This is a genomic window from Pseudomonas sp. 13B_3.2_Bac1, from assembly GCF_025466205.1.
Lineage (GTDB): Bacteria > Pseudomonadota > Gammaproteobacteria > Pseudomonadales > Pseudomonadaceae > Aquipseudomonas > Aquipseudomonas fluorescens_H.
Window position 1 is genome coordinate 65989 of sequence record NZ_JANLOG010000091.1, and the last position, 19937, is coordinate 85925.

Consider the following 19937-nt stretch of genomic DNA (forward strand, 5'->3'; position numbering starts at 1 on the left):
GTCACTCCGTTGAATCCGTTTAGCCGCGCGCGGCAGCGATCTTGATCAGCTTGGCGTAGTAGAACCCGTCATGCCCGCCCTGCTGGGCCAGCAATTGGCGACCATGGGGCTGTTTGATCCCGGCCGTGGTGGCCAGATCCAGCTCGCGGGCACCGGGCGTGCGCTCAAGGAACGCGGCAATGACTTCGGTGTTCTCGGTGGGCAAGGTCGAGCAAGTGGCGTAGAGCAAGATGCCGCCGACTTCGAGGGTTTTCCACAGGGCGTCGAGCAGCTCGCCTTGCAGCAGCGCGAGGGCGGCGATGTCGTCGGCCTGACGGGTCAGCTTGATGTCCGGATGGCGGCGGATCACGCCGGTGGCCGAGCATGGCGCGTCGAGCAGGATGCGCTGGAACGGTTTGCCGTCCCACCACGCGGCGGTATCGCGACCGTCGGCAGCGATCAGTTCGGCGCTCAGGCCCAGCCGTTCAAGGTTCTCCTTCACCCGCACCAGACGTTTGGCTTCCAGATCCACCGCCACCACGTCGGCCAGCGCCGGTTCGGCTTCGAGGATATGACAGGTCTTGCCGCCGGGGGCGCAGCAGGCGTCGAGCACTCGCTGGCCCGGGGCCAGATCGAGCAGATCGGCGGCCAGTTGCGCGGCCTCGTCCTGCACACTGATCCAGCCTTCGGCAAAACCCGGCAGGCTGCGCACGTCGGCGGCGGCTTCAAGGACGATGCCGTCGCGGCTATAGACGCAGGGCGTGGCAGCGATGCCGGCGTCGCTGAGCAAGCCGAGGTAGGCGTCGCGGCTGTGATGCCGGCGGTTGACCCGCAGGATCATCGGCGGGTGCGCGTTGTTCGCGGCGCAGATCGCTTCCCATTGCTCCGGCCAGAAGGCTTTCAGGGATTTTTGCAGCCAGCGCGGGTGGGCGGTGCGCACCACCGGATCGCGCTCCAGCTCGGCAAAAATCGTCTCGCTTTCGCGCTGGGCATTACGCAGCACGGCGTTGAGCAGACCCTTGGCCCACGGCTTTTTCAGCTTGTCGGCGCAACCGACGGTTTCGCCGATGGCCGCGTGCGGCGGCACGCGGGTGTAGAGCAGTTGATAGAGACCGACCAGCAGCAGCGCCTCGACATCGGCGTCGGCAGCCTTGAACGGCTTCTGCAGAAGTTTTTCCGCCAGCGCCGACAGCCGTGGCTGCCAGCGCGCGGTGCCGAACGCCAGATCCTGGGTGAAGCCGCGATCACGGTCTTCGACCTTGTCCAGTTGCGTCGGCAGGGAGCTGTTCAACGAAGCCTTGCCGCTGAGGACGGCAGCGAGTGCCTTGGCGGCAGCCAGACGCGGGTTCATTGCGCGTCCACCACGGCGCCGAGCACGGTACCGACGGCGAATTTCTCGCGACGGCTGTTGAACAGGTCGCTGAAGTTCAGCGCCTTGCCGCCGGGCAGTTGCAGACGGGTCAGGCACAACGCCTGCTCACCGCACGCGACGATCAGGCCGTCCTTGCTGGCGCTGAGGATTGCACCCGGCGCGCCTTTGCCGTCAGCCAGGGTCGCGGCCAGTACTTTCAGCGCTTCACCGTTGAGGGTGCTGTGGGTAATCGGCCATGGATTGAAGGCGCGTACCAGACGCTCCAGCTCAACCGCCGGACGGCTCCAGTCGAGGCGCGCTTCGTCCTTGTTCAGTTTGTGGGCGTAGGTGGCGAGTTCGTCGTTCTGCACTTCGCCTTCGAGGGTTCCGGCGGCCAGGCCGGCAATCGCCTGGACCACGGCGGGCGGGCCCATTTCGGCGAGACGGTCGTGCAGCGTGCCGCCCGTGTCGTCGGCGCTGATCGGGGTCACGACCTTGAGCAGCATCGGCCCGGTGTCGAGGCCGGCTTCCATGCGCATCACGGTCACGCCGCTTTCGGCATCACCGTGTTCCACGGCGCGCTGGATCGGCGCCGCACCGCGCCAGCGTGGCAGCAGGGAGGCGTGGCTGTTGATGCAGCCCAGACGCGGAATATCCAGCACCGCTTGCGGCAGGATCAGGCCGTAGGCGACCACCACCATCAAGTCCGGTTTCAGCGCGGCCAGCTCGGCTTGAGCGTCAGCGTTGCGCAGGGTCGGCGGCTGCAACACCTGGATATTATTTTCCAAGGCCAACTGTTTGACCGGGCTCGGCATCAGTTTTTGCCCGCGACCGGCCGGACGATCCGGTTGGGTGTAGACCGCAACGATCTCGTAAGGGCTGTTCAGCAGGGCCTTGAGGTGTTCGGCGGCAAATTCCGGGGTACCGGCAAAAACGATGCGCAGTGGCTCAGTCATGAAGGGCGTCTCATAAAAGAAAAAGGCTTGCCGCAGCAAGCCTTTGAAGGAGGGCATCAAGCGTTCTGGCGATGCAGCTTTTCCAGTTTCTTCTTGATCCGGTCGCGTTTGAGCGTGGACAGGTAATCGACGAACAACTTGCCGTTGAGGTGGTCGCATTCGTGCTGGATGCACACCGCGAGCAGGCCTTCGGCGATCAGTTCGTAAGGCTGGCCGTCGCGGTCCAGCGCCTTGATCTTGACCTTCTGCGGGCGGTCGACGTTTTCGTAGAAACCCGGCACCGAGAGGCAGCCTTCCTGGTACTGATCCATCTCGTCGGTCAGCGATTCGAACTCGGGGTTGATGAACACCCGGGGTTCGGTGCGGTCTTCGGAAAGGTCCATCACGACGATACGTTTGTGCACGTTGACCTGGGTCGCGGCGAGGCCGATGCCCGGCGCTTCATACATTGTTTCAAACATGTCATCGACCAACTGACGCACTTCGTCGTCCACTACAGCCACAGGCTTGGCGATAGTACGCAGACGCGGGTCCGGGAATTCGAGGATGTTTAAAATGGCCATAGGCTGATTGCTGCACGTATTGAGTAAAGTCGGGTCGATGGCCTGGCAGGTCCGAAGATGCAGGCTACCGTTGTGAAGCGTAGCTAATGCAATTTGCAGTAGCGAGCCACGGGGGCTCTGACGGTTCACGCGAACGCACATGATAAAGGGATTCGCTGCATGAGGAAAACACTACTCGCCCTGCTGCTTCTGGTCTCGGCCGGCGTGGCGCAAGGGCAAGTGCAACTCAGGGATGGTTTTCCACAGCAATACACGGTGGTTTCGGGAGACACACTCTGGGACATTTCCGGCAAATACCTGCGCGAGCCCTGGCAATGGCCACAGCTGTGGCGGGCCAACCCGCAAATTGAAAACCCCAACCTGATCTATCCCGGCGACACGCTGACGCTGAGTTATGTCGACGGCCAGCCTCGACTGACCGTCAATCGCGGCGAGTCGCGCGGCACCATCAAACTGTCGCCACGCATCCGCACCAGCCCGGTGGCCGAGGCGATCCCGAGCATTCCGCTGAAATCGATCAACGCCTTTCTGCTGAGCAACCGCATCGTCGACAAGGTCGAGGACTTCGACAAGGCACCCTATATCGTCGCCGGCGATGCCGAGCGGGTGCTTTCCGGCACCGGTGACCGGATTTATGCCCGTGGCCATTTCGACCCCAGTCAGCCGGTGTACGGCATCTTCCGCCAGGGCAAGGTCTACACCGACCCGCAGACCAAGGAGTTCCTGGGGATCAACGCCGATGACGTTGGCGGCGGCGAAATCGTTGCCACCGAAGGCGATGTCGCCACCCTCGCCCTGCAACGCACCACGCAGGAAGTGCGCCTCGGCGACCGTTTGTTCAGCGGCGAAGAGCGCTCGATCAATTCGACCTTCATGCCCAGCGCCCCGAGCACCAACATCAACGGCGTGATCATCGACGTGCCGCGCGGCGTCACGCAGATCGGCGTGATGGACGTGGTCACCCTGAACAAGGGCCAGCGCGACGGCCTGGTCGAAGGCAACGTTCTGGCAGTGATGAAAACCGGGGAAACCGTACGTGACCGGGTAACCGGCCAGCCGTTGAAAATCCCCGACGAACGCGCCGGTTTGCTGATGGTGTTCCGCACCTACGAAAAAATCAGTTATGGCCTGGTACTCAACGCATCGCGCTCGCTGGCGGTGCTCGACAAGGTACGAAATCCTTAGCTGGCTTCACAAGTTACCAACAGAGTTATCCACAGCTTGTTCCGATTGGTTCGGGACTTATAACGATCAAGGATGATCCACGATGCTGTCTGCCTGTACGCCGGTTTCCCCTGCGGAACTGGAAGCGCGTTTGCGCCTGCACCGCTTGCCGGAAATCGGTCCGAAACGTTTTGCCAAACTGCTTGAAGCCTTCGGCTCGGCGTCAAAAGCCCTGAGCGCGCCGGCCAGTGCCTGGCGTGCGCTGGGGTTGCCGGCGGCGTCGGCCGAGGCCCGGCGCAGCCCCGAAGTGCGCGACGGCGCCAGCCATGCATTGCGCTGGCTAGAGCGGCCCGGCCAGCACCTATTGCTGTTGGGCCAGGCGGACTATCCGGCGCTGCTGGCGCAGATCCCTGACCCACCACCGCTGTTGTTTGTTGCGGGCGACCCGCTGATTCTGGAAAAACCGCAACTGGCGATGGTCGGCAGTCGCAGTGCTTCACGCCCGGGAATGGACACCGCTGCAGCATTTTCCCGCAGCCTCGCCGGGGCCGGTTTTGTCATCACCAGTGGCTTGGCGCTGGGCATCGATGCAGCTGCCCATCAAGCGGCGCTGGACGTCCGCGGGCAAACCGTCGGCGTGCTCGGCACCGGCCTGGAAAAGTTTTATCCACAGCGCAATCGCCGACTGGCCGACGCGATGATTGCCTCGGGCAGCGCGGTGCTTTCGGAGTTTCCACTGGACGCTGGGCCGACGGCGAGCAACTTCCCCAGACGCAACCGGATCATCAGCGGTTTGTCCCTCGGTGTGCTGGTGGTCGAAGCGAGTGTTGCCAGCGGTTCGCTGATCACTGCCAGGCTGGCGGCAGAGCAGGGCCGCGAGGTGTACGCGATTCCCGGCTCGATCCATCACCCTGGCGCACGCGGCTGTCACCAGTTGATCCGCGACGGTGCGGTGCTGGTCGAAACCATCGAACACATCCTCGAAGCCCTGCGCGGCTGGCAGCATGTGCCGTTATCCACAGAGACGCCGGATGCCGGGCACCCCTTGCTGCGCCTGCTGCACGCGGCGCCGCACACCAGCGAAGCCTTGGTCGACAGCAGCGGCTGGGCGTTGCCCAAAGTTCTCGCGGCACTCACCGAGCTGGAAATGGAAGGCCGGGCAGTGTGTGAAAACGGTCGCTGGCAGGCCAGGACACGCTAGGTTTTACAGGGAAGATCGGTAAACTGCGCAAAACCTGTTTGCGGAGAGTTTTTTCATGGTCAACAGTTGGCGTGTGCAGCAAGCCGCACGAGAGATTCGCGCCGGGGCGGTGATTGCCTATCCAACCGAAGCCGTCTGGGGGCTGGGTTGCGACCCGTGGAACGAAGAGGCAGTGGATCGTCTGCTGGCGATCAAGAACCGTTCGGTGGACAAGGGCCTGATCCTGGTCGCCGACAACATTCGCCAGTTCGACTTCCTGTTCGAAGACTTCCCGCAAGAGTGGCTCGACCGCATGGCCAGTACCTGGCCGGGGCCGAACACCTGGCTGGTGCCGCATCAAAACCTGCTGCCGGAGTGGGTGACGGGCGTGCATGACACGGTGGCGCTGCGGGTCAGCGATCATCCGCAGGTGCGGGATCTGTGCTCGATGGTCGGGCCGCTGATCTCCACCTCGGCGAACCCGCAAGGACGGCCGGCGGCGCGCACGCGGTTGCGCGTCGAGCAGTATTTCCGTGGGCAGATCGACCTGATCCTCGGCGGGCAACTGGGCGGGCGCAAGAACCCCAGCGTGATCCGTGATCTGGCGACCGGCAAGGTCATTCGTCCCGACTGATCCTGGCTCGAAAACCTTTACGTGAGTCCTCTTCGCCTTGATGGCGAGGAGGACTACGCGTACGTGCGATTTGTCCTGCAATGACGCCCGTTTCTATGTCGTAAAAGTCGCCAAGTACCCGGATTCATTGAGTTTTCCCACCGGATTATCAGACTTTCTGGCGTGGCGGAATCGCCAAAAGCAACCATCCTTTCCCTGCACTCGAAATACTTCGATAAGTTAAGGTCTGCGGAGAAAGAATGGACACTACGAATTTGCAACTCACGGATTATCTGCAGGCGCTTCAGGTGACGTTAAAGAGTCACCATGAGGGTTGCCGTATCGTGATGCTTGAAGCGGGGGCGGATACTCAGGAGTTCGACCGGTTTGTCGATCGGCAATTTCGACTCCGGCTGCAGCATTACATGCTGACTTCACGGGCGCGGATGCTCGAAACCAGACTGGCGATAAAGTCGCGAAGTACCCACTTTCTGCTGTATCGGCACGATCAACTGTTGGCAGTATTGAGGGCGACTCCGGCGCCGTTCGAATGGGTATCGCTGGCGCAGCAACACGTTTCGCCCACGGTGGCGCTGTCGCGCCATGTCGAATTCAGCCGCTTGATCTCGTACACGCCCAATCAACTGCCCATTGCGATCAACGGTCTGTTGGCGGCCGCTACCGAGTGGGCGATAAAACGCGGTTATCAGGGGGTGACCGCGTTGTGCAGATCGCAACAACTGCGCTTTTATCAGCGTTTCGGCCTGATGCCGATCGCCTCCAATGCGCTGCACATCGACCAGCGCGCACGCGGCGATTACTGGGTGTTGTCAGCCGAGTGGCGGCAAATCCTCGCGGCGGTTCAACAGCCCGATCACGCGACGGTTGGCCACCTGGTACAAAAACCGTTGGAGTGTCCTCTGCCGAGGTGCTGAACGCGTTCGAACTGTCTTGCCAGCCATGGGGTTTCAAACCTGACTGGCAAGATGCCGAAGGTTGATCAGGGCAGCAGGATAGTCGAGCCGGTGGTGCGCCGCGCCGACAGTTCGGTCTGCGCCTTTGCCGCGTCAGCCAGTGGATAACGCTGGCTGATGTCCACCTTGATCTTGCCGCTGATGATCATCTCGAACAGCTCGTCGGCCATGCGCTGCAGGTTCTCGGCGTTGTTGGCGTAGGTCGCCAGGGTCGGGCGGGTCACGTACAGCGAGCCCTTGGCCGAAAGAATCCCCAGGTTCACCCCGTCCACCGCACCGGAGGCATTGCCGAAACTCACCACCAGCCCGCGCGGTGAGACGCTGTCGAGCGAGGTCAGCCAGGTGTCCTTGCCGACGCCGTCGTACACCACCGGGACTTTCTTGCCGTCGGTCAGCTCCAGCACCCGCTGTGCCACGTTTTCGTGGCTGTAATCGATGGTTGCCCAGGCGCCGTTGGCTTTGGCCAGTTCGGCTTTTTCCCTGGAGCTGACGGTGCCGATCAGTTTCACGCCCAGGGCCTTGGCCCATTGGCAGGCCAGCGAACCGACGCCCCCGGCGGCGGCATGGAACAGAATGGTTTCGCCACCCTTGAGTTCATAGGTCTGGCGCAGCAGGTACTGCACGGTCAGGCCCTTGAGCATGACCCCGGCGGCGGTTTCGAAGCTGATCTCGTCCGGCAGTTTCACCAGGTTGGCCTCGGGCAGCACGTGCAACTCGCTGTAGGCACCCAATGGGCCGCTGCCGTACGCCACGCGATCACCGACCTTGAACCGGGTGACTTCACTGCCCACGGCATCGACGATACCCGCGCCTTCAGCGCCCAGACCCGATGGCAGCGCCGGTGGCGCATAGAGACCGCTGCGGAAATAGGTGTCGATGAAGTTCAGGCCAATGGCTTTGTTGGCCACTCGCACCTGTTGCGGGCCGGGGGCGGCGGGCTGGTAATCGACATACTCGAGTACTTCGGGTCCGCCGTGGGCGCGGAACTGGATACGCTTTGCCATCTGCCTACTCCTTGGGTCGTTTTGCGAGGCCCCTATCCAACTCCCCTGCTTGATCTTCGTCAACTGCGGCGCTCGGGTCTGCGGTGTTATGCTACGCGCCCATTTGCGCCGCCCCCTGCCTGCGGGGCGCCCGCGTAGTGATGCCCCTGATTCAAGGTGAAGCCATGACGACCCGCACCGACGCCGTAAAGGCCTATCTGCTCGACCTGCAAGACCGCATCTGCGCCGCGCTGGAAACCGAAGACGGCGGCACGCGCTTCGTCGAAGACGCCTGGACCCGGCCTGCCGGCGGTGGCGGTCGTACTCGCGTGATCGAGAACGGTACGGTGATCGAAAAGGGCGGCGTCAACTTTTCCCACGTGTTCGGCAGCGGCCTGCCACCGTCGGCCAGCGCCCACCGTCCGGAACTGGCCGGTCGCGGTTTCGAAGCCCTCGGCGTGTCGCTGGTGATCCATCCGCACAACCCGCATGTGCCGACATCCCACGCCAACGTGCGCTTTTTCATCGCCGAGAAGGAAGGTGAAGAGCCGGTCTGGTGGTTCGGCGGCGGCTTCGACCTGACTCCGTATTACGGCAACGAAGAAGACTGCATCCACTGGCACCGCGTCGCCGAACAGGCCTGCGCGCCGTTTGGTGCGGACGTCTACCCGCGCTACAAGGCGTGGTGCGACACCTACTTCCACATTAAGCATCGCCACGAACCGCGCGGCATCGGCGGGCTGTTTTTCGATGACCTGAACGAGTGGGACTTCGACACCAGTTTCGCCTTCATGCGCGCCATCGGTGACGCCTACATCGATGCGTACCTGCCCATCGTGCAACGCCGCAAGAACGATGCGTTCACCGCGAAACAGCGTGAATTCCAGGAATTCCGCCGTGGCCGCTACGTCGAGTTCAACCTGGTCTACGACCGTGGCACGCTGTTCGGCCTGCAATCGGGCGGGCGTACCGAGTCGATCCTCATGTCGCTGCCGCCGCAAGTGCGCTGGGCCTATGACTTCAAGGCCGAGCCCGGCAGTGAAGAAGCGCGCCTGACCGACTACTTCCTGCAAGACCGCGACTGGCTGGCCGAGGCCTGAGGACTGCTGATGGATCGTTACGTCGTTTTCGGTAACCCGATCGGCCACAGCAAGTCGCCGATGATTCACAAACTGTTCGCCGAGCAGACCGGCCAGCGCCTCGACTACAGCACCCTGCTGGCGCCACTCGACGACTTTACTGGCTGCGCCATGGCGTTTTTCCAGGACGGTCGCGGCGCCAACGTCACTGTGCCGTTCAAGGAAGAAGCCTTTCGCCTGGCGAACAGCCTGACCGCCCGTGCGCAACGCGCGGGTGCGGTGAACACCCTGAGCAAACTGGCCGACGGCTCGTTGCTCGGTGACAACACCGACGGTGCCGGACTGGTGCGCGACCTGACGGTGAATGCCGGTTTCAGCCTGACCGGCAAACGCATCCTGCTGCTCGGCGCTGGCGGTGCGGTGCGTGGTGCGCTGGAGCCGTTGCTGGCCGAGAAGCCGGCATCGGTGATCATCGCCAACCGCACGGTGGACAAGGCCGAGCTGCTGGCAGAGTTGTTCGGTGACCTGGGGCCGGTGTCGGCCAGTGGTTTCGACTGGTTGCAGGAGCCGGTGGACGTGATCATCAACGCCACCTCCGCCAGTCTGACCGGCGATGTACCGCCGATTGCGCCGAGCCTGATCGAACCGGGCCAGACCCTGTGCTACGACATGATGTACGGCAAGGAACCGACCGCGTTCTGCCGCTGGGCCAGCGAGCATGGCGCGGCGGTGTCGATGGATGGTCTGGGGATGCTGGCTGAACAGGCTGCCGAGGCATTTTTCCTGTGGCGCGGGGTGCGTCCGGATACGGCGCCGGTGCTCGCCGAACTACGCCGCCAGTTGGCCCTTTAAAAGCTTCGCGAGCAAGCCCGCTCCCACATTGGAATGCGATCAAATGTGGGGGCGGGCTTGCTCGCGAATGGCCGCACCGCCGATTCTGGATCAATCCTCAAACCGGATCGGGCATTTCTCCGGCCCTTCCAGCTTTCTCAACTCCTCCACCACCTGCGGCCGCGCCCGGCGCAGGGTCAGGCTGCGATCCTGACGCAGCAGGCGCCGCGCCTCCTGATGCAGCATTTCCACCCCCGAATAATCGATGAAGTTGATCTGCTGCGCCTCGATCACCACCCGCGTGCCGTGCAGCCGTTGCAGGCGCACTTGCAGGTAATGGCTGGCGCCGAAGAAGATCGAGCCGCCAACCCGCAACACATCCTCCTCACCCTCGCGCCAGTGCTGTACCCGTGGTTGCGAGGTGCGCTTGAGGTAGAAGAACAGCGACGCCAGCACCCCGGCGTAGATTGCCGTCTGCAATTCCAGCAATAGCGTGGCGAGGCAGGTCAAGGCCATGACCACGAACTCGGCGCGGCTGACCCGCAGCAGCGAACGAATCCCGCGATGATCCACCAGCCCCCAGGCGATCAGCAGAATGCTTCCGGCCATCGCCGGAATGGGAATGTGTGAAATCAGCCCGGCGCCGAAAATCGCGAACAGCGCGACCCAGATCGCCGAAAACACCCCGGCCAGCGGCGAACAGGCACCGGCCTCGTAACTCAGACCTGAGCGGGTGAACGAGCCGGCGGACAACGAGCCGGAAAAGAACGCCCCGACGATGTTCGATAGACCCTGCGCACGGACTTCCTGATTGGCATCGAGCAACTGCTGGGAGCGCGCGGCAATCGAACGGGCAATCGACAGACTCGTCACCAGCCCGAGCATGCCCACCGCCACGGCGCTCGGCAGCAAGCGCAGCACCAGATCCAGATCCAGCGGCAACGCGCTGAACGGCGGCAAGCGCCCGACAAAGGCACTGACCCGATGCACGTGGCCGAACATCGTCGGCCACAGCCACACCAGCAGGCTGCCGAGCACCAGGGTGATCAACAGTGTCGGCCAGCGCGGCAGCAATTGCCTGAGCACGAAACCGACCACCACCGTGGCCACGCCCAATACCAATGAAGGTTTATCCACAGCCTGCAGGTGCTGCAGCAGATCCATCAGGCTGTCCAGGGCCGTGGCTTTGGCCGGCAGATCCAGCCCCAGCAGGTTCGGCAACTGGCCGATGGCAATCACCACCGCCGCGCCGAGGGTGAAGCCGAGCACCACCGAATGCGAGACGAAATTCACCAGCGCGCCGAAGCGCAGCAGGCCGAGCAGCCACTGAAAAATCCCCGCCAGAAAGCTCAGCAGCAGAATCAGAGTGATGTAGTCCTGGGACGCCGGCACAGCCAAGGGACTGACGCTGGCATACAGCACAATCGAAATCGCTGCAGTCGGGCCGCAGATCAGATGCCACGAGGAACCCCAAAGGCAGGCGATCAGTACCGGAATGATTGCGGCGTAGAGGCCGTATTCCGGCGGCAGGCCGGCGATCAGCGCGTAGGCGATCGACTGCGGCAGCGCGAGAATGGCACCGCTCAGGCCAACGACCAGATCCCGGCCGACGCTGGCGCGGGTTTGCCGGGGCAGCCAGGTCAGGAAGGGGAAAAGTGAATGGCGACTGGGCAGGGCCATGGGTCCTCGCGGGCGGGTTTTGTTCAAGGTTATCAGGGTGCCAGGGTAAAGGCCCTCACCCTAACCCTCTCCCGGAGGGAGAGGGGACTGATCGAGGTGAAAGAGGGAAGTACGCCGACCTGAGATATCCAGTCGAACTCAGGTTCTGAATAACATAAAGATCGGCTCCCTTCCCCCTCGCCCCCTCTGGGGGAGAGGGCTGGGGTGAGGGGGCAAAAATCTCAAGCCGAGCAAAATTCAAAGCCACCCCACGGTCAAAGCTTTGCCTTTACAGCCGCCAAAGCATCCTTGCCATCCACGGTCTTCACCCCATCCAGCCACTTGTCCAGCACCGCCGGATTGGCTTTGATCCATGCCTTCACCGCATCGGCATTGCTGACTTTCTTGTTCACCACCTCAGCCATGATGCTGTTCTCCATGTCCTGGGTGAACGCCAGGTTGGTCAGCAACTTGCCCACATTCGGACAGGCCTCGGCATAACCCTTGCGCGTGAGGGTATAGACGCTGCCGGTGTCGCCGAAGTATTTCTCGCCGCCCTTGAGGTAATGCATCTTCAACTGCACGTTCATCGGGTGCGGGGTCCAGCCGAGGAAGGTGACGAATTTCTGTTTCTTCACCGCTCGCGACACTTCGGCGAGCATCGCCTGTTCGCTGGATTCGATCAGCTTCCACTGGCCGAGGTCGAAATCGTTCTTCTTGATGATTTCCTGCAGCGAAATGTTCGCGGGCGCCCCGGAACCGATGCCGTAGATCTTCTTGTCGAACTTGTCGGCGTATTTGTTCAGGTCGGCAAAGTCATGCACACCGGCGTCCCACACGTAATCCGGGACGGCGAGGGTGAACTCGGTGCCGTCGAGGTTCTTCGCCAGTTGCGTGACGTCACCGGTGGCGACGAACTTGTCGTAGAAGCCCTGCTGCGCCGGCATCCAGTTGCCGAGAAATACATCCACTTGACCGTCCTTCAAACCACCGAAGGTGATCGGCACCGCGAGGGTGTCGACCTTGGCCTTGTAGCCCATGCCGTCCAGCAGAAACCCGGCGATGGCGTTGGTCGCGGCGATGTCGCTCCAGCCCGGATCGGCCATTTTCACCGTTTCGCAGCTTTGCTCGGCGAATGCCGAGGCGCTGCCCAGAGCCAGCAGGCCAATCGTCAGTGCTGTGGATAACTTGCGCATGAACTTCCCCTTACATTATTGATTTTGGCAGGGTTGTGGATAACGGGCCTTGCGCTCCAGATCGTCGAGGTCGATGTGGTTGCGCATGTACTGCTGACTGGCGTCCACCAGCGGCTGGTGATCCCAGCTCTTCAGCTTGCCGATGGTCAGGGCGTCGGCGACAAAACGTCGGCGGCGCTGGCTGGCGAGCACCTCGCGGTGAATCGCCGGGATGTCCCACTTGGCCCGCGCTTCGGCGAGAAATTCGTCGAACAGCTGGCGATGTTGCGGCGACTGGCTGAGTTCTTCGAGTTCACGCGGATCGTTGTGCACATCGAAGAGTAGGCACGGGTCGCTTTCACTGTAGATAAATTTGTAGGCGCCGCGACGGATCATCATCAGCGGGCTGACCGTGCCTTCAGCCATGTATTCGCCGAACACCTCGTCATGCCCGCCCTGCCCTTGCAGGTGCGTCAGCAGCGAGCGGCCGTCCAGCGGCAAGTTCGGTTCCAGGCTGCCGCCGGCCAGTTCGACGAAGGTCGGTAACAGGTCAGCGGTGGACACTGCGGCGCTGACCCGGCCGGCAGCGAACTGCCCCGGCGCACTGATCAACAGCGGCACCCGCGCGGCCATCTCGAACCAGTGCATTTTGTACCAGAGGCCTTTCTCGCCAAGCATGTCGCCGTGGTCGCCGGAGAAGACGATGATGGTGTCGTCGATCAGCCCGGTATCTTCGAGGGTTTGCAGGAGTTTGCCGACATTGGCGTCGATATAGCTGCACGCGCCGAAATAGGCACGGCGCGCGTCGCGAATTTTATCCACAGGCAGCGGTTTGTCGCACAGGTCGTAGACCTTGAGCAGGCGCTGCGAGTGTGGATCGAGGGAATGTTGATCCGGAGTGCTCGGCAACGGGATGTCACCGTCGTCGTACAAATCCCAGAACGCCTTGGGAATCGTGTACGGGTCGTGTGGGTGAGTCATCGAAACGGTCAGGCAGAACGGCTGATCGCCGTCCTCGCGAATGTGATCGAACAGGTATTGCTGGGCCTTGAACACCACCTCTTCGTCGAAGTCGAGCTGGTTGGTGCGCACGCACGGCCCGGCCTGCAGCACCGACGACATGTTGTGATACCAGCTCGGGCGCACGTCCGGCTCGTCCCAGTTCACCGCCCAGCCGTAGTCGGCCGGGTAGATGTCGCTGGTCAGGCGCTCTTCGTAGCCGTGCAATTGATCCGGGCCGCAGAAATGCATCTTGCCCGACAGCGCGGTGCGGTAGCCGAGGCGGCGCAGGTAATGGGCGTAGGTCGGAATGTCGGCGGGGAAATCGGCAGCGTTGTCGTAGGCGCCGATCTTGCTCGGCAGCTGGCCACTGACCAGGGTGAAGCGCGACGGCGCGCACAGCGGACTGTTGCAATAAGCGGCGTCGAACACCACGCCCTGAGCGGCGAGGCGCGAAAGATTCGGCAGTTTGATCGGCGACGGGCCGTAGATCGGCAACATTGGCGCGGCCATTTGATCGGCCATGATGAAAAGAATGTTCTTGCGCTTCATGTGATCGCGGCATTCCATAGTGAATATTTATGCGACATTGCTGCGATCGAGCATGGAGTCCATGCTGTGTCCGGTAAAGCCCGCGCCGGACAATGACTAGGATAAGCACAGCTTATGTATGAAGCCCTCGGCAATCTGTCCCTCGACCTGTTGCGCGCCTTCGAGGCGGCGGCCCGCCACCGCAGCTTTACCGCGGCGGCGGTGGAGGTGGGCACCACGCAGCCAGCGATCAGCCAGCAGATCAAGCGTCTGGAAGAACAGCTGGGCGCACGACTGTTTGACCGGATCTACCGCGGCATCGAACTGACCGAGGGCGGGACGATCCTGTTCGAGCAGGTTCAGCTCGGTTTGCAGAACATCGACGCAGGGTTGAGCGCGATCAGCGCGCAACAGCAACATGAGGTGTTGCAGGTCGCCACCGACTTCGCCTTCGCCGCGTACTGGCTGATGCCGCGCCTGCATCGCTTCCACGAAGCCAATCCGAATGTCGACGTCAGCCTGGTCACCAGCGAGCGCAACCACAACATGCTGCGCACCGACATCGATGTCGCGATCTTGTTTGGCGACGGGCGTTTCAAGCAGGGCGAGAGCCATTGGCTGTTCAGCGAAGAAGTGTTTCCGGTGTGCAGTCCGCAATTGCTCAAGGACCGACCCCTGCCCTTGCCCGCTCAGGCATTGCTGGAATTGCCGCTGCTGCACCTGCGCGGGGAGAACAGCAGCAACTGGTTTGACTGGAGCGGGCTGTTTCGCGAACTGGGCATCAGCACGCCACCCGCGCCGGGCCAATTGCGTTTCGACAATTACACGCTGTTGATTCAAGCGGCGATTGGCGGTCAGGGCGTGGCCATCGGCTGGCGCCACCTTGTGGATAACTTGTTGAGCCAAGGCTTGCTCTGTCGGCCAATCGCCGAGACCACGTTGTCGCGTCTGGGGTATTACGTGGTACTGCCGCAGCGCAAACGTCGGGGCGCGTTGATTCAGCAGTTTGTCGATTGGTTGATGGCGGAACAGGCGAGCAGTGCCGAATCTCTGACTGGATTGGGGTTACCTTCGATTGCGGTGTGAACAGCAAAAGATCGCAGCCTGCGGCAGCTCCTACAGGGGAATCGCGTTTCAAATATAGGAACTGCCGAACGCTGCGATCTTTTTACGTATCTGACGTCGCCACAAAATTCACATGCTGCCCCACATGCAGGTTTAACCGCAGCTCATCGGCAATCCCCACCGCGACCCGGTTCAGGCGTTCCAGCGGCTCCGCCAGTCCCGGCTCCAGATTACCGCCCACCTGACTGAAATGCTCAATGGTCAGCCCCGCCACCCCGTGGGGCGCATTCACCAGTGTCCACTGCAGCGGGCTGCTTTGCAGGGCTTCGCGGATTTCTTCGGCGGCGTGGCGTTGCAGTGCGTCGTCCAGTTCCGGCTCGTCGAGCACGGCAAAATTCCCCACCAGAAACAGCCGTGGCACGTTGGCCGCCTGCAAGCCGTCGACCAATGCATCGACCGCCAGCACCTGTTCCACCGGGCCGAGTACCACTGACCTTTCCACATGTTCGCTGCTGAACGGCAACCCCGGAGCATCCAGCAGACAGATCACCGCCGAACTGCCCGCTACGCTTTGCTTGACCCGCTCGGCATCGAACAGATCGCCGCTTTTGGTGCGCAGGCCGGGACGTGGCGCGAGTACGTTCAAATCGTCGAGAATCGCGATGACTTCGTGCTGCCGTCGCAGCAATTCAGCCATCAACGCACCGCCGAGGCTGGCCATGGCACCATAGAGCACCACTTTCACCGTCGGGGTTTCGGCATTTTTCATGGCTGAGCTCCTGTTCCTGTCATATGGCGTGTGACCTACAGGAAACGGCGAGGGTTCGAATTCGATTCAGAGGCTTTCAAATGCACACGATCAAGGGCTACCACGCCCATATTTATTACGACGCCAGCACGATTGCTCAGGCCCGGGCCTTGTGCGAACAGGCCGCGCAGTTGTTTCCAGTGCAGATGGGCCGGATGCACGAACGTCCGGTCGGCCCACACCCGGACTGGAGCTGCCAGTTGGCTTTCGGCCCGCAGCTGATCGGCGATCTGTTGCCGTGGCTGGCGCTCAATCGCAATGGGTTGGTGGTGTTTCTGCACCCGGATACCGGCGATGACTTGCTCGATCACACCGAGCATGCGATCTGGATGGGGGCGATGCGTCCGCTGGATCTGTCTATTTTCTGATCAAAGCGTTTCTTCAGGCTCGCCCGGCAGATGCTCGTCCAGATGCAGCCAGGGCAATTGGCTGTCGGTCCAGATATGCCGCTCGGCCGGCGCCAGCCCCGGGTGATCCAGCGTGGCGATGGTCACATCGATGCTCTCGGGACTGAGCAATGTCACCAGCGCCAACTGCGCGCCACAACGCGGACAGAAATACCGCGCGCAACTGCCCGACGAGTCATAGCGTGAAGGCGTCCCGGCCAGCCACTGGAAGTTGGCCATTGGCAGCGTGATCCATGTGGTGACGATCCCGCCGCTGACCTTGCGGCAGATCGAGCAGTGGCAGTGGGCGATGTCCTGCAATGGCCCGCTGAACCGATAGCGGATATGTCCGCAATGGCAGCCACCGCTGTGCGATAAAGTCATCGCCTGCCCTCTTAGTTAACTTATCAGATTCCTGGCCCGTGCCATTTCGTCATTAATGACGACGACTGAGCCCGGTTTTAGCCCGAGAGTCTTCGCTAAAGAGCTCATTGCCTTATTCAGCGCGTCACGTAGTCCGATCATCCATTCCTTTGGAAATTGGTTTATGACCAGAATGCATTTTATGGCGCAGTTTGAGAGATCAAGATTCAAGAAACCTGCTGGAAGGTGTTCATCACTGTGAGGGTGCCGCCTAAGGCAGGCCGCAAGCGTCAATTGCACTGAGTTGGTGAATTTTTGCCTGATCTCTTCTACGAATACTTCGGTCTGCCGAGGAGCACTTGATTTTGCCTCTACAAACCAGACTTCCTGAGGTTTGTCCTGAAGATCGCGAAGTAGAACAAACTCAGTGACCTTGATGCCGTTTCCTATTTTTTTGGACAGTGGACTGTTTTCGATCGGAAAAAGCTGATCCTCTGAAAACGGCCCGAAAATCATCCCTGATTCTTCGATTGAAATAGTCATCCCAGAGCCAGCTCCACTTCCTCTTCATAAAGACGAATGGACTCATCGACGATGGGGTTGTCCGGCATACCTTTGAGAAGATCATCACCGAGCCATTCGCCGTCAATTGACGAGAGAACAGGGATAGACATGTTCTGTTTTTGCGCCGCGAGATACAGCGCTTTAATGACGAAATACGAGTGGCTGGCAATGAAAAACTGAATCCCGCTTTCGGCCAGAGACACAATGATATCGACGAGCCTGGTGATGGCTACCGGATGCAAGGCCGACTCGGGTTCGTCGATGAATACCATGGAATCTTTGGTCAGGAATCGATTGCCCAGCAAGGTGTCGAGAATGGCAATTTTCTTGATGCCCTCAGCAGTAGAGCCAATCTGGAACTTCTGATTGCCTTTTTTGAATTGCCAGCGATTTGTACTGCTGTCGAATTCCACCTTGCCGCCGAACATCTCCTCCAGATTCTCCCTGGCCTTTGCGAAATGAGCGTGATTTTTTCCTTTCGTCGGTAGGAGGCGGAGTGCTTTCGCCAGATCGTAATAGGTGTCGTCGAAACCGAAGTCTTTATCGATGTCACGGCTTTTCAGAATAATGTGTTGCAGGGAAAGTACTTCCTTGGGAGGAAGAAATATTGAGTTGCTGCCTCGTGGAGGGACGTGATTTTCTAACGTGGCAATGTTCTTTGTCGTGTCTTTGCCGAATCCGTACCGAAACGCTCGAGAGTCAACGTTGACCTTGCACATCAACGGACCGTCTGCGCTTTTTGTTACCAGGTCGCCAATCTTGTCTGCCTGAAACGTCCAGTAAAGTTTGTCTGCCAGTATCTCCGCGGCGGAACGTTGTTCATTTCCACGCTGGTACTCTTCGAGCGTGCGCATCGTGCAGTAAAGCGCTTTGAGCAAAAACGTCTTGCCGCTGCTGTTTGCTCCGATAATCAGATTCAAGTTTGAGAGCTTGCCCCAGCGGATTTTTTGTAGCGGGCCGAAATTATCTAATTCAACGCTATTAAGCATTGGTTGGAGCTCCTCTCAAACATTGCAGTGGCGCAAGCCTAGCATTGCGTTTCCCTTCCATACAGCGGGTGAAGACGCTCCCTCAGAAACTACAGAAAGGTCTTACGACGTTCATCGTTGTATCTGCTTCCAGTTGCATGAAAGTGGCCGCGCCTCTCGTCAGACCTTTCATCCGCGAAAGGTAGCTGAAAGGTTGCCCGATTAGGATCGCCGCCACTACCGGCAACAGACCGGTTGGCCAGCGCGTGTGATTGCTCGCACGTCAGGCCCAATTAACAACAACAATGGTGATCTGATGTCCTCTGTAACCCGCCTCTTCGCTGTCACTCCGCCCGTACGTCTCGTGCTTCCCGTTCTGCGCTGATCCCTTTCCGATCCGCTCACTTCACTCGCCGCGCTACGCCTGGAGTATTCCCATGCTGACTTTCCTTGGCTTTGCCATGGTCATCACGTTCATGTTCCTGATCATGACCAAGCGCCTGTCTGCGCTGATCGCCCTGATCATCATCCCGATCCTGTTCGCCCTGTTCGGTGGTTTCGCGCCGAAGATCGGCCCGATGATGCTCGAAGGTATTACCAAGCTTGCGCCGACTGGCGTGATGCTGATGTTCGCCATTCTGTACTTCGCCCTGATGATCGACTCCGGCCTGTTCGACCCGGCCGTGCGCAAGATCCTCAAACTGGTCAAGGGCGACCCGCTGAAAGTTTCGGTCGGTACCGCCGTGCTGGCGCTCGTCGTTTCCCTTGATGGAGACGGCGCGACCACTTACATGATCTGCGTGGCCGCCATGCTGCCGCTGTACAGCCGCATCGGCATGAGTCCGCGGATCATGGCCGGTCTGATCATCCTCGCCGGTGGCGTGATGAACATGACTCCGTGGGGCGGTCCGACCGCGCGTGCCGCCAGTGCGCTGCATGTGGACCCGTCGGACATCTTCGTGCCGATGATCCCGGCCATGGCCGCCGGTGTGGTGGCGATCCTGATCATTGCCTACTTCTACGGCAAACGTGAGCGTGCGCGTCTGGGCGAGTTGCACCTGATCGGCGACGAAATCGATCACAGTGAAATCAGCGTGTCGCAATTCCCCGATGCCCGCCGTCCGAAGCTGATCTGGTTCAACGGCCTGCTGACCCTGGCGCTGATGTGCACCCTGATCGCCGGCCTGCTGCCGCTGCCGGTGCTGTTCATGGTGGCGTTCAGCATCGCGATGATCGTCAACTACCCGTGCCTGCAAATGCAGAAGGACCGCGTTGCGGCCCACGCCGGCAGCGTACTGTCGGTGGTCAGTCTGATTTTCGCTGCGGGTATCTTCACCGGTATCCTGTCCGGAACCGGCATGGTCGACGCCATGTCGAAAAGTCTGCTGGCAGTGATTCCGGACTTCCTCGGCCCGTACCTGGCGGTGATCACGGCGCTGGTGAGCATGCCGTTCACATTCTTCATGTCGAACGACGCGTTCTACTACGGCGTATTGCCGGTGCTCTCCGAAGCGGCCAGCCATTACGGCATCACCGCAGTGGAAATGGCCCGTGCCTCGATCGTCGGACAGCCCGTCCACTTGCTCAGCCCGCTGGTACCGTCGACCTACCTGCTGGTGGCGCTGGCCGGCATCGAGTTCGGTGATCACCAACGTTTCACCCTGAAGTGGGCAGTGCTGGTCTGCCTGTGCATACTGGTGGCCGCCTTGCTGCTGGGGACTTTCCCGCTGTTCAGCACGTTATAAC

20 protein-coding genes are annotated in these 19937 nt (G+C 60.9%); 9 read left to right on the forward strand and 11 right to left on the reverse strand.

The genetic code is table 11. The features are described from left to right. Nucleotides 1-19: 19 nt before the first annotated feature. The 3 genes from rsmB to def are packed head-to-tail and all read right to left on the reverse strand — an operon-like array spanning nt 20 to nt 2849. Nucleotides 20-1330: a 16S rRNA (cytosine(967)-C(5))-methyltransferase RsmB gene (gene rsmB, locus NTD85_RS14950; protein ID WP_262142532.1), complete on the reverse strand. Its 1311-nt coding sequence runs from the start codon at nt 1328-1330 to the stop codon at nt 20-22. Continuing rightward, on the reverse strand, nt 1327-2286 hold the full coding sequence (gene fmt / locus NTD85_RS14955) for a methionyl-tRNA formyltransferase (protein WP_003220236.1): 960 nt from the start codon (nt 2284-2286) through the stop codon (nt 1327-1329). The genes rsmB and fmt overlap by 4 nt, the downstream gene beginning before the upstream one ends. A 56-nt stretch (nt 2287-2342) precedes the next feature. Further along, nucleotides 2343-2849 (reverse strand): peptide deformylase, encoded by a 507-nt coding sequence (gene def / locus NTD85_RS14960; RefSeq protein WP_027610272.1) that lies wholly within the window; start codon nt 2847-2849, stop codon nt 2343-2345. Between the two features lie 159 nt (nt 2850-3008). On the opposite strand from def, the gene NTD85_RS14965 reads away from it, so the two are divergent. The 4 genes from NTD85_RS14965 to NTD85_RS14980 all read left to right on the forward strand — a co-directional run bounded on the left by NTD85_RS14965 (nt 3009) and on the right by NTD85_RS14980 (nt 6741). Next, a complete protein-coding gene (locus NTD85_RS14965; RefSeq protein ID WP_003220240.1) occupies nt 3009-4034 on the forward strand; it encodes a LysM peptidoglycan-binding domain-containing protein in 1026 nt (341 codons plus the stop codon). A gap of 82 nt (nt 4035-4116) precedes the next feature. Further along, nucleotides 4117-5214, forward strand: coding sequence for a DNA-processing protein DprA (gene dprA / locus NTD85_RS14970; RefSeq protein ID WP_262142533.1), 1098 nt, complete (start codon nt 4117-4119; stop codon nt 5212-5214). Between the two features lie 55 nt (nt 5215-5269). After that, nucleotides 5270-5827: an L-threonylcarbamoyladenylate synthase gene (locus tag NTD85_RS14975; RefSeq protein WP_003220243.1), complete on the forward strand. Its 558-nt coding sequence runs from the start codon at nt 5270-5272 to the stop codon at nt 5825-5827. Between the two features lie 239 nt (nt 5828-6066). Continuing rightward, the gene (locus tag NTD85_RS14980) at nt 6067-6741 is read left to right on the forward strand and encodes a hypothetical protein (RefSeq protein ID WP_003220245.1); all 675 of its coding nucleotides are present in this window, start codon (nt 6067-6069) and stop codon (nt 6739-6741) included. Between the two features lie 65 nt (nt 6742-6806). Here NTD85_RS14980 and NTD85_RS14985 read toward each other — a convergent pair whose 3' ends face one another. Continuing rightward, a complete protein-coding gene (locus NTD85_RS14985) occupies nt 6807-7784 on the reverse strand; it encodes an NADPH:quinone reductase (RefSeq protein ID WP_262142534.1) in 978 nt (325 codons plus the stop codon). Nucleotides 7785-7948: 164 nt separating this feature from the next. Between NTD85_RS14985 and hemF the strand changes: the two genes are divergently transcribed. Together hemF and aroE are read left to right on the forward strand one after the other, a co-directional pair. Next, a complete protein-coding gene (gene hemF / locus NTD85_RS14990; protein WP_003220249.1) occupies nt 7949-8863 on the forward strand; it encodes an oxygen-dependent coproporphyrinogen oxidase in 915 nt (304 codons plus the stop codon). 9 nt (nt 8864-8872) lie between these two features. Beyond that, on the forward strand, nt 8873-9694 hold the full coding sequence (aroE, locus tag NTD85_RS14995) for a shikimate dehydrogenase (protein WP_262142535.1): 822 nt from the start codon (nt 8873-8875) through the stop codon (nt 9692-9694). Nucleotides 9695-9784: 90 nt separating this feature from the next. Here the strand turns inward: aroE and NTD85_RS15000 are convergent, their stop codons facing one another. From NTD85_RS15000 to betC, 3 genes are all read right to left on the reverse strand, one after another. After that, nucleotides 9785-11353: a SulP family inorganic anion transporter gene (locus NTD85_RS15000; protein ID WP_003220253.1), complete on the reverse strand. Its 1569-nt coding sequence runs from the start codon at nt 11351-11353 to the stop codon at nt 9785-9787. Between the two features lie 254 nt (nt 11354-11607). Beyond that, nucleotides 11608-12528: a choline ABC transporter substrate-binding protein gene (gene choX / locus NTD85_RS15005; protein ID WP_003220255.1), complete on the reverse strand. Its 921-nt coding sequence runs from the start codon at nt 12526-12528 to the stop codon at nt 11608-11610. A gap of 15 nt (nt 12529-12543) precedes the next feature. Next, nucleotides 12544-14058: a choline-sulfatase gene (gene betC, locus NTD85_RS15010; protein ID WP_262142537.1), complete on the reverse strand. Its 1515-nt coding sequence runs from the start codon at nt 14056-14058 to the stop codon at nt 12544-12546. 114 nt (nt 14059-14172) lie between these two features. Between betC and NTD85_RS15015 the strand changes: the two genes are divergently transcribed. Then, nucleotides 14173-15123: a choline sulfate utilization transcriptional regulator gene (locus NTD85_RS15015; RefSeq protein WP_262142538.1), complete on the forward strand. Its 951-nt coding sequence runs from the start codon at nt 14173-14175 to the stop codon at nt 15121-15123. A gap of 82 nt (nt 15124-15205) precedes the next feature. On the opposite strand, the gene NTD85_RS15020 is transcribed toward NTD85_RS15015, so the two are convergent. Further along, nucleotides 15206-15871: an NAD(P)-dependent oxidoreductase gene (locus tag NTD85_RS15020; RefSeq protein ID WP_262142540.1), complete on the reverse strand. Its 666-nt coding sequence runs from the start codon at nt 15869-15871 to the stop codon at nt 15206-15208. Between the two features lie 80 nt (nt 15872-15951). Here NTD85_RS15020 and NTD85_RS15025 point away from each other — a divergent pair, with 80 nt between their 5' ends. Continuing rightward, nucleotides 15952-16278 (forward strand): DOPA 4,5-dioxygenase family protein, encoded by a 327-nt coding sequence (locus NTD85_RS15025; protein WP_003220261.1) that lies wholly within the window; start codon nt 15952-15954, stop codon nt 16276-16278. Here NTD85_RS15025 and NTD85_RS15030 read toward each other — a convergent pair whose 3' ends face one another. Genes NTD85_RS15030 through NTD85_RS15040 form a run of 3 tightly spaced genes read right to left on the reverse strand, consistent with a single transcriptional unit; the run spans nt 16279 to nt 18212 of the window. Continuing rightward, nucleotides 16279-16680, reverse strand: coding sequence for a GFA family protein (locus NTD85_RS15030; protein ID WP_262142541.1), 402 nt, complete (start codon nt 16678-16680; stop codon nt 16279-16281). It abuts the gene before it with no gap. A gap of 15 nt (nt 16681-16695) precedes the next feature. After that, nucleotides 16696-17202 carry a hypothetical protein gene (locus tag NTD85_RS15035; RefSeq protein ID WP_103483982.1) on the reverse strand — a complete coding sequence of 169 codons (507 nt, stop codon included), beginning with the start codon at nt 17200-17202 and terminating at the stop codon, nt 16696-16698. Continuing rightward, on the reverse strand, nt 17199-18212 hold the full coding sequence (locus NTD85_RS15040) for an AAA family ATPase (RefSeq protein WP_262142542.1): 1014 nt from the start codon (nt 18210-18212) through the stop codon (nt 17199-17201). Before NTD85_RS15040 ends, NTD85_RS15035 begins: the two co-directional genes overlap by 4 nt. A 416-nt stretch (nt 18213-18628) precedes the next feature. On the opposite strand from NTD85_RS15040, the gene NTD85_RS15045 reads away from it, so the two are divergent. After that, complete coding sequence (locus NTD85_RS15045) at nt 18629-19936, forward strand: CitMHS family transporter (RefSeq protein WP_007954069.1); 1308 nt, start codon at nt 18629-18631, stop codon at nt 19934-19936. The last annotated feature ends 1 nt before the right edge of the window (nt 19937 follow it).